Raw genomic sequence first — 15495 nt, forward strand, 5'->3', positions numbered from 1 at the left:
CCCGGTCACCGCCGGGACCGGGCCGTGGGTCGGCCGGGATCGCTACAGTGGGGAGCGTGTCCGCCTCCACCGTTCCCCTGCCCGAGCCCGGCCCCGGCGCGTCCTCCGCACCGGCCCCCGGGCGCCTCAGCGCGGCCCGGCTGCCGTTCGCCGCGACCGCCTTCGACCGCGACGCCGTCGACCGCGAGCTCGAGGACGTCCGCGTGCTCGCCGCCCAGGACCCGTCCTCGCTCGTGCTGGTGCTCGCCGGCGGCCTCGCTCCCGTGGCCGGCGACGCCCTGGTCCTCGTCCCGGTCGGCGAGGTGCCGCGCGTCGACCACGACCCGCGCCGGCCGGAGGTCTACCTCGGCCGGCTGCCCGGCGCCGAGGGCGGGCGGGGCCCACGCGTGCTGCTGCGGGCCGTCCCGGCGGCGGAGCCCGCGGACGGGGACGCGGCGGCCGAGCCGTTCGCGGTGCCCGAGCCCGTCGTGGCGGCGGTGACGGCCTCGGCCGCGGCGCGCGGCGTGGACGGGCTGCGCTGGGCCGGGCTGCGGGAGCTGGGCCCCGTGCTCCCCGCCGCGGACACCGCGCTGCTGGTCACCGCGCAGTCCGTGGCGCTGTGGCACCGCGACCACCCCCGGTGCCCGCAGTGCGGGGAGCCCACCGAGGTGATCCGCTCCGGCTGGGCGCGGCAGTGCCCCGACGACCGTTCCCTGCACTTCCCGCGCACCGACCCGGCGATCATCGTGGCCGTCAGCGACGGCCACCCCGACCCCGCCCGGGAGCGGCTGCTGCTGGGCCGCTCGGCCCTGTGGAAGGGCAACCGGTTCTCGACGCTGGCCGGGTTCGTGGAGCCGGGGGAGTCCCTCGAGCAGGCCGTGGTCCGGGAGGTCGCCGAGGAGGCGGGGCTGGTCGTGGGGGACGTCCACTACCTCGGCTCCCAGCCCTGGCCGTTCCCGCGCTCCCTGATGCTCGGCTGCCGGGCCGTGGCGCGCTCCGGGGCGGCCGTGCCGGACGGCCAGGAGATCCTGGAGCTGCGCTGGTTCACCCGGGCGGAGCTGCGGGACGCCGCGCGCACCGGGGCCGTGACGCTGCCCGGGCGGGTCTCGATCGCCCACGCCCTCATCGCGCACTGGCTCGGCGAGGACCTGCCGGAGACCGCGTGGTGAGCGGGGAGGACGCCGAGCAGCTCCCGGACGCCGGCCCCGAGGAGCGGATCCTCGCCGGGCTGGACCCGGAGCAGCGGGAGGTGGCGACGACGCTGCGCGGCCCTGTGTGCGTCCTGGCGGGGGCCGGCACGGGCAAGACCCGGGCGATCACCCACCGCATCGCCTACGGCATCGCCACCGGCGTCTACACCCCGCAGAAGGTCCTGGCCCTGACGTTCACGGCGCGCGCCGCCAACGAGATGCGCAACCGTCTGCGCGGCCTGGGCGCCGGCGGGGTGCAGACGCGCACCTTCCACGCCGCCGCGCTGCGCCAGCTCCAGTACTTCTGGCCGCAGGCCGTGGGCGGGCCCCTGCCCGGGCTGGTGGAGCACAAGGCCCGGCTGATCACCGAGGCCGCGCAGAACATGCGCCTGTCCACGGACCGCGCGGCCGTGCGGGACCTCGCCGCGGAGATCGAGTGGGCCAAGGTCTCGATGCTGACGCCCGACACCTACCCGGCCCGGGCCGCCCGGCGGGACATGCCGCTGGGCTACGAGGTGCGCACCGTGCAGCGGCTCTACCAGTCCTACGAGGAGCTCAAGACCGACCGGCACCTCATCGACTTCGAGGACGTCCTGCTCCTGACCGTGGCCGTGCTGGAGGAGGACGAGCGCGTGGCGGCGACCGTCCGCGAGCAGTACCGGCACTTCGTGGTCGACGAGTACCAGGACGTCTCCCCGCTCCAGCAGCGCCTGCTCGACGCCTGGCTCGGCGGGCGGGACGACGTCTGCGTGGTGGGCGACGCCTCCCAGACGATCTACTCCTTCACCGGGGCGAGCTCCCGGCACCTGCTGGAGTTCCCGCGCCGGCACCCGCAGGCCCGGGTGATCCGGCTCGTGCGGGACTACCGCTCCACCCCCCAGGTCGTGGAGACCGCCAACCGCCTGCTGGCCGCCCGCCGGCCGGGACCGGACTCGACCCCCGGCTCCTGGGCGACCCCGCTGCACCTCGAGGCCCAGCGCCCGGCGGGCCCCCGCCCGTCCTGGAACGAGTACCCCGACGACGAGGCCGAGGCCGCCGGGACGGCCGCGCGGATCCAGGACCTGATCGACGACGGCGTGCCCGCCTCCGAGATCGCCGTGCTGTTTCGCACGAACGGGCAGTCCCAGGCCTTCGAGACGGCCCTGGCCGAGGCGGGCATCGGCTTCCAGCTGCGCGGCACGGAGCGCTTCTTCAACCGCCCGGAGGTCAAGCAGGCCGTGGTGCAGCTGCGCACGGCCGCGCGGGCCGCCGAGGCCTCGGACGAGCCCACCCGGCTGGTGCGGGACATCCTCTCCTCGCTGGGCTACTCGGACCGGGCGCCGCGCTCCACCGGTGCCGTCCGGGAGCGGTGGGAGTCCTTGGCCGCCCTCGTCTCCCTCGCCGACCGGATGGCCGAGGACGCCGCGGCGCGCGGGGAGCAGCTCCTGCTGCCGGACCTCGCGGCCGAGCTGGAGCGCCGCACGGCCCAGCAGGACGCCCCCGTGATGAACGGGGTGACCCTGGCGTCCCTGCACTCGGCCAAGGGCCTGGAGTGGGACGCCGTGTTCCTGGCCGGGCTCAGCGAGGGGCTCGTGCCCATCGGCTTCGCCGAGACCGCGGACGAGATCGACGAGGAGCGCCGCCTGCTCTACGTGGGGATCACCCGGGCCCGCGAGCACCTGGTGCTGTCCTGGACGCTGTCCCGCACCCCGGGCGGTCGGCCCACGCGCAAGCCCTCACGGTTCCTGGACGGGCTGCGCGAGGCCGAGCCCGCCCGGGCGCACGGGCGGCGCAGCCGGGGCGCCCGGGCTCACGCCTGAGCGAGTCCGCACAGGCACAGGCCGCGGTCGAGCTCCAGCAGCACCTCCGCACCGGGCCACGGCGCGCCCAGCAGCCGGGCCGGCGGTGGCCCGCCGTCCGTTCCCCCCGCAGGACCCGGCGGCTCCTCGGGGAGACCCGCGCCCGGCGGGGCGCCGCCCCATAGCCCGTCCAGGGCCACGGCGAGCACCTCGGCCGCCAGGGCGCCGGCCACGGCCTGCGCGTGGGCGGGCCGCGCCCACGCGGCCAGGACGGCCCCCGGACCCTCGGGCCCCGGGCCGGGTGCCCGGGCCCCGAGGGTGGCCCGCAGGCAGTCCGGGCAGGGCCGCTGCGCCCAGGGCACGGTGGGCCAGCGCAGGAGCGCGCCGCCGGCGTGGTGCAGCGGCACCAGGGGGTGGCGCGGGTCGAGGGCCGGGTCCGGCCACGCCGCGCCGTGCCCGCCCGCCGGCAGGTGCTCGGTGCTGCGCACCACCACCGTGCCCGGCAGCAGCGCCGAGGGGAACAGCTCGGGCGCGCTGACCGGGACGCAGCGGGCGTCCAGCGCGCGCAGCCGCCGGCGCAGGGCCTCGTCCCGCGGGCGGCCGAGATCGGCCGGACGGTACACGCCGGTGCCCAGGTCGGCGGCGGCCACGGGCGTGCCGTCGTCGACGTTGAGCCCGAGCACCCCGCAGCGCAGCAGGAGCACGGCCAGCGCGGCCGCGAGGCCGTCGAGGCCCAGCAGCAGGACGTGCACCTCCTCGGGGAGCGGCGGCTCGGGAGGAGGCGGCTCGAGGAAGGGCGGCTCGCGGCGGGACGGCTTGCAGCGGGACGGCTCGCGGCGGGACGGCACGGGACGGGGCGGGCCCGGCGGCGGGGCGGAGCGCGGGCCGGGGACGGAGGGGAGCGGCACGGGGCACCTTCCGGACGGGCGGGCGGGGTGCTCCCACCATGGCCCGGACCGGAGCCGCCGCGCGGTCGCGCGCGGACCGTCCACTGTCCACGTCGGGGGCCGTCCACACGCCCGGCCCGCCGGTTCGCGGCCGGCGGTGCGGGCGTGTTCAATGGCCTCATGCCCGTACCGTCGCAGCCCGAGGTCGTCGTGCGCCGCTCCGCCCGCCGCCGCAAGACCGTGTCCGCGCACTGGAGCGAGGACACGGTGGTGCTCTCCGTCCCGCAGTCCGCGACGCGCCGGGAGATCGAGCACTGGACCCGGGAGCTCGTGCCCCGGGTCGTGGAGCGCCGCCGCCGCGAGGCGGTCAGGGGCGCCGACCGCCGCTCCGACGACCGGCTGCTGGAACGGGCCCGGGAGCTGTCCCGCCGCCACCTGGAGGGCCGGGCCCGGCCCTCCGACGTCCGCTGGTCGGCGCGGCAGAACACGCGGTGGGGCTCGGCGACGCCGGCCACCGGGGTGATCCGGATCTCGGCGCAGCTCCAGGACGCCCCGGAGTGGGTGCTCGACTTCGTGCTGGTGCACGAGCTGGCGCACCTGCTCGAGGCCGACCACAGTCCCCGCTTCCGGGAGCTGGAGGCCCGGTACCCGCGGGCCGGGCAGGCCCAGGCGTTCCTCGACGGTGCCGCCTGGGCCCACCGGACGGGGCGGGCCGCGGGGGATCAGCGGGGCGCGTCCCCGTCCTGAGGCCCCTCGCCCTCCGGCCGCTGCGGGCCGGCGCCGCCGTCCGCGCCGGGGCCCTCGTAGCCGCCCGAGAGCAGCCGCTGGAGCGCGGCGTCGACCTCGTCCTCGGAGGCGGTGAGCAGCCCGCGGCGCTCGGAGAAGCCCGCGGGGTCGTCCAGGTCCTGGTCGGTGGGCAGCAGCTCCGCGGCCTCCCACAGCCCGTCGCGGTCCTGGATCCCCCGGCGCTCGCCGACGTACTGCCAGAACTCCGCCGCCTCGCGCAGCCGGCGCGGACGCAGCTCGAGGCCCACCAGGGCCCCGAAGGCGTGCTCGGCCGGGCCCCCGGAAGCACGGCGGCGCCGCACCGTCTCCGAGAGCGCCCCAGCGGAGGGCAGGTTCGCCGTCGAGTCGACCGTGACCACGTGCACCCAGCCCTCCACGAGCGCCAGGACCGTCTCGAGCCGCTTGAGCGTGGCCTCCTGGTCCGGGGTCTGCTGCGGGGCGAAGATCCCGGAGGAGAGGGCGTCCTGCATGCTCGAGGGATCCATGGGGTCGATGTCCCGCGCCGCCTCCTCGATCCGGGACATGTCGATGTGGATGCCCGCGGAGAAGCGCTTGATGAGCTCCAGGATGTGCTCCCGCAGCCAGGGGTTCGCCGCGAACAGCCGGACGTGGGCGGCCTCGCGCACGGCGACGTAGAGCATGATCTCCTGCGCCGGGATGTCCAGGCCCTCGCCGAACTGCCGGATGCTGGCGGGCAGCAGCCCGGACCGGCCCTCCGCCAGCGGCAGCCCGATGTCGGTGGAGCACAGCACCTCCCGGGAGAGTCCGCCGATGGCCTGCCCCAGCTGCATGCCGAACAGCATCCCGCCGGCGCCGGCCAGCATCCCGGAGGCCCCGCCCATCATGCTCGACAGCTCCGCGGGCAGCTGCTGGGTGAGGGCGTCGGTGAGGGCCTGGGTCACCGACGCCGCGACGGGACCGGTCATGTCCTTCCACGTCTCCTGCGTGGCCTCGATCCACTCCGCGCGCGACCACGCCTGCGGGCGGATCGCGGTCTGCCCGAACTCGGTGTGGTCCACCAGCCACAGCTCGGCGAGCCGCATCGCGTCCTCCACCGCCCCCCGCTGGGCCGCGGTGACGGAGGGGTCGCCGTCCGCCGCGGCGATCCGGCGGGCCTGGTCGTGGGCGAGCTTCCAGTTCACCGGGCCCTCGCCGGCGCCGGCGCCCATCATGGACTGGATCTGCTGGAACATCATGGACATCGCCTGCGGGTCCATCGGGATCCCGGCGCGGCCCAGGTCCTCGGGGCTCATCCCGCCCTGGCCCATGAGGCGCTCCAGCATCTCCTGGAAGGGATCCTTGCGGTGGTCCCCGGAGTCGTCCCCGGGGGTGTCGCCGGGGGTGTCCCCGGAGCGGTCGTTGGGAGGCTGCGGAGTCATGGGTCCACCGTTTCGTCGGATCGGTCACGGGATCGGGGCGCGCGGGCGCGCCCCGACGTCTCTGCGTCCAGCCTAGCGATCCCCGGTCGGGGCCGACCATGGGCCAACTCCCAGTTCGCTGGTAGCTCACGGGAGGCTCCGCCGCGATAAACTGGACCGTCCGGACCGGGAGGCTCCCGGCCCCCGGGGCCCACCGACGACCGCCGAGGACTGCCCGTGACCGTTTCCCCCCGCCCGCGCCGCGGCCTGCGCCGCCGGAGCCTCGAGTCGTGGGCGCTGCTGGGGTCCGCCGGGCTGCTGCTCGCCGGGACGGTGCTGCCCGCGCCGTACGTGATCGAGTCGCCGGGGCCCACGTTCAACACGGTGGGGGAGCACGACGGCCGGCAGCTGCTGGGCGTGAGCGGCGCGCCGACGTATCCGAGCGACTCCGTGCTGGACCTCACCACGGTCTACGTGACCGGGGGCCCGGCCCGCGACGTCAACGTCCTCACCGTCCTGGGGTCCTGGCTGGACCCCTCCGCGTCCGTGGTGCCGGCCGACAGCCTCTACCCGCGGCAGGTCTCCGGCCAGGACGTGGACGACGCCGGGACGCTGGCGATGTCGTCCTCGCAGGAGCACGCCGTCGCGGCGGCCCTGGGCCACCTGGACATCGGCTACGGCACGGAGCTGTCCGTGCACGGCACCGTGCCCGGCGGCCCGGCCGACGGTCTCCTGGAGAGCGGCGACGTGCTGCGCCGCGTCGACGGCTCGGCCGTCTCGTCGGTGTCCGGCCTCAAGGACGCGCTCGACGCCGCGGGGGAGGAGGGCGTGCGCCTGGAGGTGGAGCGCTCCGGCGAGCCGCGCGAGGTCGCGGTGGACACCGTGCGCGACGAGGCGACCGGCGCCTGGCAGCTCGGCGTCCTCCTCGTGCCCGACTTCGACTTCCCCGTGGACGTGGACTTCGAGCTCGACGAGGTCGGCGGCCCCAGCGCGGGCATGATGTTCGCCCTCGGGATCGTGGACGAGATGACCCCGGGCTCGCTGGCCGGCGACCGTCACCTGGCGGGCACCGGCACCATCACCCCGGAGGGGGACGTCGGTCCCATCGGCGGGATCCGGCAGAAGCTCGAGGGGGCGCAGCAGGCGGGGGCCGAGGTGTTCCTGGTCCCCGAGGGCAACTGCGCCGAGGCGCGGGGCCACGTGCCCGAGGGCCTGACGGCGGTGTCCGTGCGCACCCTCGACGACGCCGTGGCGGCCGCGGAGGCCGTCGCCGAGGGCCGGGACCTCTCGGCGCTGCCCGGGTGCACCGCCGCATGAGGGCCGCCGCGTGCACGATTGCACCCCCGAGAACGGCCCGGGCAGAATGGTCGGGGCCCCCCGTCGATGCGTCGGCGGACCCGATCCCTCCCGGGTCGGCGCAGCACCCACGACACCACGCACCACACCTGACGATCGACGCGAAATGCAGAGGTAACCAGTGACCGCCGGACCCACAGCCCCCCGACCACCGAGGCAGCAGCCAGCAGGACAGCGGCGGAAGCGGGGTGCGCTCTGGCCGACCGTCGTCATCGTGCTCGTCCTCGTGGCCGCCTTCGTGGGGCTGACCCAGCTCTACACGGACGTCCTGTGGTACGACCAGCTGGGCTACCTGAGCGTGTTCTTCACCGAGAACGCCACGAAGATCGCGATCTTCGTGGTCTCCGCCGTGTTCGTGGCCGCGCTGATGTTCGGGAGCCTGTTCCTCGCCTACCGCAGCCGCCCCATCACGGCCGAGTCGATCGTCGACGACAACCTGCGCCGCTACCAGGAGGCCCTCGAGCCGGTCCGCAAGATCGTCATGGTCGTCGTGCCGGTGCTGTTCGGGCTCTTCGCGGCGAGCACGGCGATGACCCAGTGGGACACGGTCCTGCTGTTCCTGAACCAGGAGCCGTTCGGCCAGGAGGACCCGCAGTTCGGCCTGGACCTGGGCTTCTACGTCTTCACCCTGCCGTTCCTGCGCTTCCTCATCGGCTTCCTCGTCTCGGCGATCCTGCTGGCCGGCGTCGCCGGCATCCTGATGCACTACGTCTACGGCGGCATCCGGATCACCGAGCGCGGGCTGTCCACCTCCCGGGCCTCCCGGGTGCACCTGGGGGTGCTGGCCGCGCTGTTCCTGCTGCTGCAGGCGGCGAACTTCTGGCTGGACCGGTACTCCACCCTGCAGTCGACCTCCGGGGAGTGGACGGGCGCGCTCTACACCGACGTCAACGCCGTGATCCCCACCAAGGCGATCCTCGCCGCGGCGGCGCTGATCGTGGCGGTCCTGTTCGTCGTGGCGTCCTTCGTCGGCCGCTGGCGGCTGCCGGTCATCGGCACGGCCATGCTGCTCGTGGTCGCGGTCGTGGCCGGCGGGATCTACCCGTGGATCGTCCAGCGCTTCCAGGTGCTGCCGACCGAGCAGGCCCTGGAGAGCCAGTACATCGAGCGCAACATCCAGCTCACCCGCTCCGCGTACGGGCTCGACGCGGCCGAGGTGACGCCCTACGACGCCACCACCCAGACCGAGCAGGGCGCGCTGCGCCAGGACACCGAGACGACGTCGAACATCCGCCTGCTGGACCCCAACGTGGTGTCCTCCGCGTTCTCCCAGCTGCAGCAGTTCCGCCCGTACTACCAGTTCCCCGACACCCTCAACGTGGACCGCTACGAGATCGACGGCGAGGTCCAGGACACGGTGATCGCCACGCGCGAGCTGAACCCGGACCAGAACCAGGGCTGGTACAACCAGCACGTGGTCTACACCCACGGCTACGGCGTGGTCGCGGCCTACGGCAGCCGGGTCGAGGCGGACGGCAAGCCCCAGTTCATGCAGTCCGGCATCCCCTCCCGGGGCGTCATCTCCGAGGACTACGAGCCGCGCATCTACTTCGGCGAGAACTCCCCGTCGTACTCGATCGTCGGCGGCGGGGAGGGCGACGAGCCGCTCGAGCTTGACCGCCCGCAGACCGCCGGGGACGAGGCCGGCGACGCCAAGACCACGTTCACCGGCAACGGCGGGCCCAGCATCGGCAACTTCTTCAACCGGCTCGCCTACGGCATCAAGTTCCAGTCCTCGGACCTGCTCCTGTCGGACGCGGTGCGCCCGGAGTCGCAGGTCCTCTACGACCGGGACCCGCGCGAGCGGATCGAGAAGGTCGCCCCCTACCTGACGGTCGACGGCGCCCCGTACCCGGCGATCATCGACGGCCAGGTGCAGTGGATCGTCGACGCCTACACCACCTCCGACGCCTACCCGTACTCGACGCCGTCGGTGCTGCAGGAGGCCACGCAGGACACCCAGACGGCCCAGGGCGCCGCCGCGACCCTGCCGCCGGAGCGGGTGAACTACATCCGCAACTCGGTCAAGGCCACGGTCAACGCCTACGACGGCTCGGTCTCCCTGTACGCCTGGGACGACCAGGACCCGGTGCTGAAGGCGTGGCAGAACGTCTTCCCGGACACGCTCAAGCCCTACTCCGAGATGTCGGCGGAGCTGATGGCCCACGTGCGCTATCCGCAGGACATGTTCAAGGTCCAGCGCGAGCTGCTCAACCGCTACCACGTGACGGACCCGAACAGCTTCTACCAGAACGACGACGTCTGGTCCGTGCCCAACGACCCGACGCAGGACTCCGAGGTCGCGCTGCCCCCGTACTACCTGTCGATGCGGATGCCCGGCGAGGAGGAGGCCAACTTCTCCCTCACCACGTCCTTCATCCCGCAGCAGTCCGAGACGGGCAACACCCGCAACGTGATGTACGGGTACCTCTCCGCCAACTCCGACGCCGGCACCGGCGAGGACGGCGTGAAGAGCGAGGAGTACGGCAGGCTGCGCCTGCTCGAGCTCCCGCGCTCCTCGGTGGTGCCCGGCCCCGGCCAGGCGCAGAACCTCTTCAACTCGGACACCGACGTCTCGACGGAGCTCAACCTGCTCCGCCAGGGCGCGTCCGAGGTGATCAACGGCAACCTGCTCACCCTGCCCGCCGGCGGCGGCATGCTCTACGTGCAGCCGGTCTACGTGCAGTCCTCGGGCGACGCCGCGTACCCGACGCTGCGGCGCGTGCTCGTGGGCTTCGGCGAGGAGGTCGGCTTCGCGCCCACCCTCGAGGAGGCGCTCGACGAGGTCTTCGGCGGCGACTCCGGCGCCCAGACCTCCACCGGCGCCGGCGTCAACGACGCCGAGGCGCAGTCCCCGGACGGGGAGGCCCCGGCGGACGGTGACGCCCCGGCGGACGGTGACGCCCCGGCGGACGGGGACGCCCCGGCCGGCGGCGGCGGCCTCGACGACGCCCTGCTGGAGGCCAACCGGGCGATCCAGGAGTCGGAGCAGGCGCTCTCGGACGGCGACTGGACCGCCTACGGGGAGGCGCAGCAGCGGCTGCAGGACGCCATCGAGCGGGCGCTCGAGGCGGACGGCGTCGTCGCCCCGGAGGCCGAGGGCGCCCTGGCCCCCGAGCAGCCCGCCGGGGAGCCGGCCGAGTAGCCGGTTTGCGGCGCCACCCCGCGGCACGTATAGTCGTACCTGTCGCCGCGGGGTGGAGCAGTTCGGTAGCTCGCTGGGCTCATAACCCAGAGGTCGCAAGTTCAAATCTTGCCCCCGCAACCACGGAAGGCCCCCGGACCGTCACAGTCCGGGGGCCTTCGTCATGCCCGTCGTGCCCGTCGTGCCCGCCGCGGACCTCGTCGGCCCGGCGGGACGGCACCGCGCGCACCCGGGCGCGGCACCGGCCCCGCGGCCGTGCGCCGCGGGGCCGGTCCGGCGCCGGGGCGCCCGCCCGTCAGACCTCTTCGGAGGAGACGATCTTCTCGGCGTTGCGGGACTTCAGCGCCGCCAGCCGGGCCTCGATCTCGCTCTGCTGGCCCAGGGCCTCCAGGGACTCGAACTGCGCGTCGAGGGAGGACGAGGCCAGCTCCTGCTGGCCGAGCAGGCGGGCCTCCTCGCGGCGGATCTTGTCCTCGAAGCGGGAGACCTCGCTGGTCGGGTCGAGCACGTCGAAGGCCTTGATGGCGTCCTGGACCTGCGACTGCGCCTGCACGGACTTCTGCCGGGCGTTGAGCTCGTCGCGCTTGTTGGACAGCTCCTGCAGCTTGCCGCGCATCCGGTTGAGCCCGTCCTTGAGCTTGTCCACGACCTGGGTCTGGGACGCGATCTGCGGCTCGGCGCCGCGCGCCTCCGTCTCGTACTGGATCTGGCGCTGCAGGGCGACCTTGGCGAGGTTGTCGAACTTCTCGGCCTCGGAGGACCTGCCCGAGGCGCGGAACTCCTCCGCCCGGTTGGACGCGGCCAGGGCCTTGTTGCCCCACTCCTGGGCCTCCCGCACGTCCTCCGCGTGGTCCTGCTCGAGCAGGCGGAGGCTGCCGATGGTCTGCGCCACGGCCGCCTCGGCCTCCCGGATGTTCTCGGTGTAGTCGCGCACCATCTGGTCCAGCATGAGCTGGGGGTCCTCGGCGGCGTCGATCATGGCGTTGATGTTGGCCTTCGCGAGCTGGGCGATGCGGCCGAAGATGGACTGCTTGATCATGGTTCCTGCTCTCCTCTGGTGCGTCCGGGAGGGGTCTCCCGGATCGTCGGACGGTCGTGGTCGGGATCGTGGAGGGGGTCGTGGACTGGGTCGAGGTCGGAACGGACGTCGTGGTGGAGGTCGGGGCGGGAGTCGTGGTCCCGGCGCGGCGGGCGGCGGTCCGGTCGGGCGGGGGTGCTCAGAACCCCCCGCCGATGTCGCCGCCGAACCCGCCGCCGAAGCCCCCGTCGAAGCTGCCGCCGAACCCGCCCCCGCCGTCGCCGCCGCCGCTGAAGCCGCCCCCGCCGAAGCCGCCTCCGCCGTTGAGGATGGAGCCGAGCAGGATCCCGCCGAGCATCGCCCCGCCGAGCCCGCTGTTGGACCGGCCCCGGTGGCCGCCCATGCCCATCGGGCCGCCGAAGCCGCCGTAGGAGAAGGACTCCACGTCCCGCTGGGCGGCGTACTGGGCGTCCCCGGCGAGCCGGATCGCCTGGTTGGCGTAGCCGAGGGCCTCGGAGGGCTGCGCCTGCCGTGCCCGCTGGGCGGCCTCCAGGCACCGCTCGGCCTCGGCGAGGCGGGTGCGGGCCTCCGGGCCCACGCCGCCGCGGCGGGCCCAGATGTACTCGCTGGCGGAGCTCACCTGGGCCTGGGCGGAGACGAGGGTGTGGGCCAGGGTCTCCCGCGCGGAGCGGTCGCGGTCGTTCTGGGAGCGCACGGAGGCGAGCCCCTTGTCGAGCTCGTCCTTGGCCACGGCCAGCCGGCGGCTGAGGCCGAGGGGGTCGATGCGCCCGGCGCGCATCTGCTCCTCGACGGTGCCCAGCACGGCGGCGACGCCGGCCACGGCCCCGGCCAGCTCGGGGTTGGACCCGCGCCGGACGAGGGCGTCCGCCTCGGCGACGTCGCGCTGGGCGATCGTCACGGCGTCCCGGAGGGACTCCTCGGCGGCGGCGAGCTCGGTGGCGGCGTGGTCCACGGCGTCGAGCAGGCCGCGGGCCTGGCCCACGCCCTCCTCGGCCGCGCGGATGTCCACCACGGCGTCGCTCGTGCGGCCGGCCGCGAGCTCCCCGCGGGCCTCGGCCACCGCGGCGCCCACGAAGTCGAGGCGGTCGCGGGCCTGGTCGATGTTGTCGCGGACCGGCGCGAGCGCGGTGTCGTGGTAGCGGGCGGCGAGCTCCCGCAGGCGGGCCTCCGCGGTGCCGAAGCGGGGCTGCACGGCCTCGGCCTGGCGCTGGACGTCGGCGAGCGCGTCCGGGGCCCGGGTCTCCAGCTGCCGCAGGGAGCTGAAGGCCTGCTGGTGCTCCTGGAGGGGGCGCTGGGCGTCCTGCGACCGGGCGATGATCTCGGCGAGCCAGGCCCGCTGCTGCTCCTCGGTGTCCGGGATGTGGTCCTCGAGCTGCTGCTGCAGGGCGAAGGAGGCCTGGAGGTGCTTCTTGGCGTCCTGGACGGCCCGGCGGAAGGGCTCCACCTGCTCGTCCCCGTACTGCAGCTGGGCGAAGGCCAGTTCCTGCTCGGAGTGCTGGATCGCGTTGTCGGTGGCCACCAGCAGCGTCCCGGCGCGCTTGCGCAGCTCGCCCACCGGCACGTCCGGATAGGGCCCGGCCGGGTGCTCCTGCGCGGCCTGCCGGCCGTCGTGCTGCTGCCCGCGCTGCCGGCGCCTCTTGTTCCGCGAGGCGATGCCGTAGACGGCCAGCCCGCCCAGGCCCAGGGCGCCGAGGCCCAGGATGCCCGCGCCCGCGCCGCCGCCGGTCTCCGCGCCGCCGGCCGCCGCGCCGCCGCCGCCGAGCTCGGTGTCGATGCCCTCGACCGCTCCGCGGACCGCGCCGTCCCAGTCCTCCGTGGCCAGCGCGGGGGAGACGTGCTCCCGGTAGATGCGCTCCTGCTGCGCCCGGTCCAGGGGGCCGGCGGAGGAGGCCGCGAAGCGCGCCTGACGGTCCTCGGTGGCCACGACCAGCACGGCGTCGGAGCTGCCGAAGCCGTTGAGCGCGGCGAACTCCTCCAGCCACGCCTGCGGATCGCCGGGGCTGGTGAAGGTGTCGACGAACACCGCCGTGAGGTTCACGCCCTCGTCCGCGGCGAGGCCGCGCACGTCCTCCTCGAGCGCCGCGGGGTCCTGCAGGACCCCGGAGTCGTCGACGATCCGCTCGCCCGGGGGCACGTCCACGGGCGGTTCCGCGACGGCCGCCCCCACGGGCACGAACAGGGCGAGCGCCAGGCCGCAGCCGGCGGCGGTGCGGCGGGACACGGGGCACCAGTGCATGATCTCCCTCACGTGGTCGGTGCTCCCGATTCTAGGGCGGGGCCGGGGCCCCGTGCCGGAAGACGTCATGCCTACGCGCAGGGCGAAATCGCAAGGAGGCTGACGACCCCACCGCGGGCGTCCGGGCCGCGTCCGGGGAGCACCCGGGCGGTTCCCGGGCCGCTCCCGGACCGTTCCCGGGCGACGGGGAGGCCTCTCAGCGTAGTTTCAGTGCCGGGCGGGATACTGGGGAGCAGATCCGCCCGTCCCGCCCCGCCCGGCGGTCCGGGCCCGGCCGTTCCCAGGAGGAGAGCCCCCATGTCCGATCCCCGCGACCCGCGCTTCGACGCCGAGACCCAGCACACGCAGCCGATCCCGCCGGTCGGCGGCCGTCCCTCCCCGGACCCCTGGTCCTCCGGCGCGGCCTCCGGGCCGGGCGCCCGCCCGGTCTACGGGGCCGCGCCGGACGGGCCCGGGCAGCCCGCCGCGGGGCCCGGGTGGGGGAGCAGCGCCGGGAACGGCACCGAGGGGGCCCGTCCCGGCCGGCGCAGGGGCTTCTCGGCGGGCGCGCTGGTCACCGGGATGGCGCTCGCCGCGCTCGTGGGCGCGGGGGCGGCCGTGGGGACCGACGCCCTGCTGGACGGGGGCGGCACCGGCACGGTCGCGAGCGGCTCCACGTCGGAGTCGATCATCGTCAACGACCAGGACGAGGTGAACGCGGTCACCGCCGCGGCGGTCAAGGCCTCCCCGTCGGTGGTGACGATCTCCGCCTCCGGCGGCGGGCAGTCGGGCTCCGGCTCCGGCGTGATCCTCGACGCCGAGGGCCACATCCTGACCAACACCCACGTGGTGACGCTCGACGGCACGGCCAGCGACCCCGGCATCGAGGTCCAGCTCGAGGACGGCAGCGTCCACCGGGCCACCGTGGTCGGCACGGACCCGCTCTCCGACCTCGCGGTGCTCAAGATCGACGTGCAGGGCCTGACGCCGGCGACCCTGGGCTCCCTGGAGGACGTCAACGTGGGCGACACCGCGATCGCGATCGGGGCCCCCCTCGGACTGGCCGGGACGGTGACCGACGGCATCGTCTCCACCCTCAACCGCACCATCGCCGTGGCCTCCTCCGCCGCGCCGTCCACGCCCTCGGAGGGCGGCTCCGAGCAGGGCGGCGGCAACGACTTCTTCTTCGACCTCCCGGACGAGGACGGCCGGGGCGGGGGCTCGCAGGGCGCCGCGGCGTCGGTCTACCTCAACGTCATGCAGACCGACGCCGCGATCAACCCGGGCAACTCGGGCGGTCCGCTGATCAACACCGACGGCGAGGTGATCGGGATCAACGTGGCGATCGCCTCGGCCGGGGCCGCCACGGAGGCCGGCAACATCGGGGTCGGCTTCTCCATCCCGGTCGACACCGCCCGGCGCGTGGCCGAGGAGATCATCGCGGACGGCAGCGCCAGCCACGGCTACCTCGGCACGAGCGTCAGCGCCGCGCCCGCCGCGGACGGGCAGAGCCGGGCGTTCTCCGACGGCGCCGTGGTGCGCGAGGTCGTGCCGGGCTCGCCGGCCGACGAGGCCGGGCTGGAGGTCGACGACGTCGTCACCGAGTTCGACGGGCACCGGATCGAGGACGCGAACTCCCTCACCGCGGCCGTGCGCGAGCTGCCGGCCGGCGGCACCGGCAGCATGACCTTCCTGCGCGACGGGCAGGAGCGCACCGTCGAGGTGACCGTCGGGGACGCGGCCGAGCAGTCCTGACCCGGGC

Annotated in this window: 10 protein-coding genes and 1 tRNA gene; 7 read left to right on the forward strand and 4 right to left on the reverse strand. The window is 75.0% G+C overall.

Annotation, left to right across the window (positions count from 1 at the left end; all coding sequences use genetic code 11):
- The first annotated feature begins 56 nt into the window (after nt 1-56).
- Together nudC and ACWCOM_RS10345 are read left to right on the forward strand one after the other, a co-directional pair.
- Nucleotides 57-1148 (forward strand): NAD(+) diphosphatase, encoded by a 1092-nt coding sequence (nudC, locus tag ACWCOM_RS10340; protein WP_454548659.1) that lies wholly within the window; start codon nt 57-59, stop codon nt 1146-1148.
- Entirely contained in the window at nt 1145-2968 is a 1824-nt protein-coding gene (locus ACWCOM_RS10345) for an ATP-dependent helicase (RefSeq protein WP_454548660.1), read from the forward strand. Before nudC ends, ACWCOM_RS10345 begins: the two co-directional genes overlap by 4 nt.
- Here ACWCOM_RS10345 and ACWCOM_RS10350 read toward each other — a convergent pair.
- Nucleotides 2959-3855: a hypothetical protein gene (locus ACWCOM_RS10350; protein ID WP_454548661.1), complete on the reverse strand. Its 897-nt coding sequence runs from the start codon at nt 3853-3855 to the stop codon at nt 2959-2961. The genes ACWCOM_RS10345 and ACWCOM_RS10350 overlap by 10 nt on opposite strands.
- A gap of 159 nt (nt 3856-4014) precedes the next feature.
- Here ACWCOM_RS10350 and ACWCOM_RS10355 point away from each other — a divergent pair, with 159 nt between their 5' ends.
- A complete protein-coding gene (locus tag ACWCOM_RS10355) occupies nt 4015-4581 on the forward strand; it encodes a M48 metallopeptidase family protein (RefSeq protein WP_454548662.1) in 567 nt (188 codons plus the stop codon).
- On the opposite strand, the gene ACWCOM_RS10360 is transcribed toward ACWCOM_RS10355, so the two are convergent.
- A complete protein-coding gene (locus ACWCOM_RS10360) occupies nt 4557-5999 on the reverse strand; it encodes a zinc-dependent metalloprotease (RefSeq protein WP_454548663.1) in 1443 nt (480 codons plus the stop codon). The genes ACWCOM_RS10355 and ACWCOM_RS10360 overlap by 25 nt on opposite strands.
- Before the next feature lie 216 nt (nt 6000-6215).
- Here ACWCOM_RS10360 and ACWCOM_RS10365 point away from each other — a divergent pair, with 216 nt between their 5' ends.
- The 3 genes from ACWCOM_RS10365 to ACWCOM_RS10375 all read left to right on the forward strand — a co-directional run bounded on the left by ACWCOM_RS10365 (nt 6216) and on the right by ACWCOM_RS10375 (nt 10602).
- A complete protein-coding gene (locus tag ACWCOM_RS10365; protein WP_454548664.1) occupies nt 6216-7295 on the forward strand; it encodes a YlbL family protein in 1080 nt (359 codons plus the stop codon).
- Between the two features lie 160 nt (nt 7296-7455).
- Nucleotides 7456-10479 carry a UPF0182 family membrane protein gene (locus ACWCOM_RS10370; protein WP_454548665.1) on the forward strand — a complete coding sequence of 1008 codons (3024 nt, stop codon included), beginning with the start codon at nt 7456-7458 and terminating at the stop codon, nt 10477-10479.
- 46 nt (nt 10480-10525) lie between these two features.
- A tRNA-Met gene (locus ACWCOM_RS10375) sits at nt 10526-10602 on the forward strand.
- Between the two features lie 172 nt (nt 10603-10774).
- On the opposite strand, the gene ACWCOM_RS10380 is transcribed toward ACWCOM_RS10375, so the two are convergent.
- Both ACWCOM_RS10380 and ACWCOM_RS10385 read right to left on the reverse strand, forming a co-directional pair.
- Nucleotides 10775-11518, reverse strand: coding sequence for a PspA/IM30 family protein (locus ACWCOM_RS10380; RefSeq protein ID WP_454548666.1), 744 nt, complete (start codon nt 11516-11518; stop codon nt 10775-10777).
- 178 nt (nt 11519-11696) lie between these two features.
- The gene (locus ACWCOM_RS10385) at nt 11697-13754 is read right to left on the reverse strand and encodes a TPM domain-containing protein (protein WP_454548667.1); all 2058 of its coding nucleotides are present in this window, start codon (nt 13752-13754) and stop codon (nt 11697-11699) included.
- 297 nt (nt 13755-14051) lie between these two features.
- Between ACWCOM_RS10385 and ACWCOM_RS10390 the strand changes: the two genes are divergently transcribed.
- Nucleotides 14052-15488 carry a S1C family serine protease gene (locus ACWCOM_RS10390; RefSeq protein ID WP_454548668.1) on the forward strand — a complete coding sequence of 479 codons (1437 nt, stop codon included), beginning with the start codon at nt 14052-14054 and terminating at the stop codon, nt 15486-15488.
- Nucleotides 15489-15495: the final 7 nt, after the last annotated feature.

The organism is Kocuria sp. KH4 (genome assembly GCF_053711175.1).

Excerpts from the sequence above, each read along its gene's own strand:
- ACWCOM_RS10355 (WP_454548662.1), top strand. The coding sequence starts at position 4,015 with ATGCCCGTACCGTCGCAGCCCGAGGTCGTCGTGCGCCGCTCCGCCCGC.
- ACWCOM_RS10360 (WP_454548663.1), bottom strand. The coding sequence starts at position 5,999 with ATGACTCCGCAGCCTCCCAACGACCGCTCCGGGGACACCCCCGGCGAC.
- ACWCOM_RS10380 (WP_454548666.1), bottom strand. The coding sequence starts at position 11,518 with ATGATCAAGCAGTCCATCTTCGGCCGCATCGCCCAGCTCGCGAAGGCC.
- ACWCOM_RS10385 (WP_454548667.1), bottom strand. The coding sequence starts at position 13,754 with ATGCACTGGTGCCCCGTGTCCCGCCGCACCGCCGCCGGCTGCGGCCTG.
- ACWCOM_RS10390 (WP_454548668.1), top strand. The coding sequence starts at position 14,052 with ATGTCCGATCCCCGCGACCCGCGCTTCGACGCCGAGACCCAGCACACG.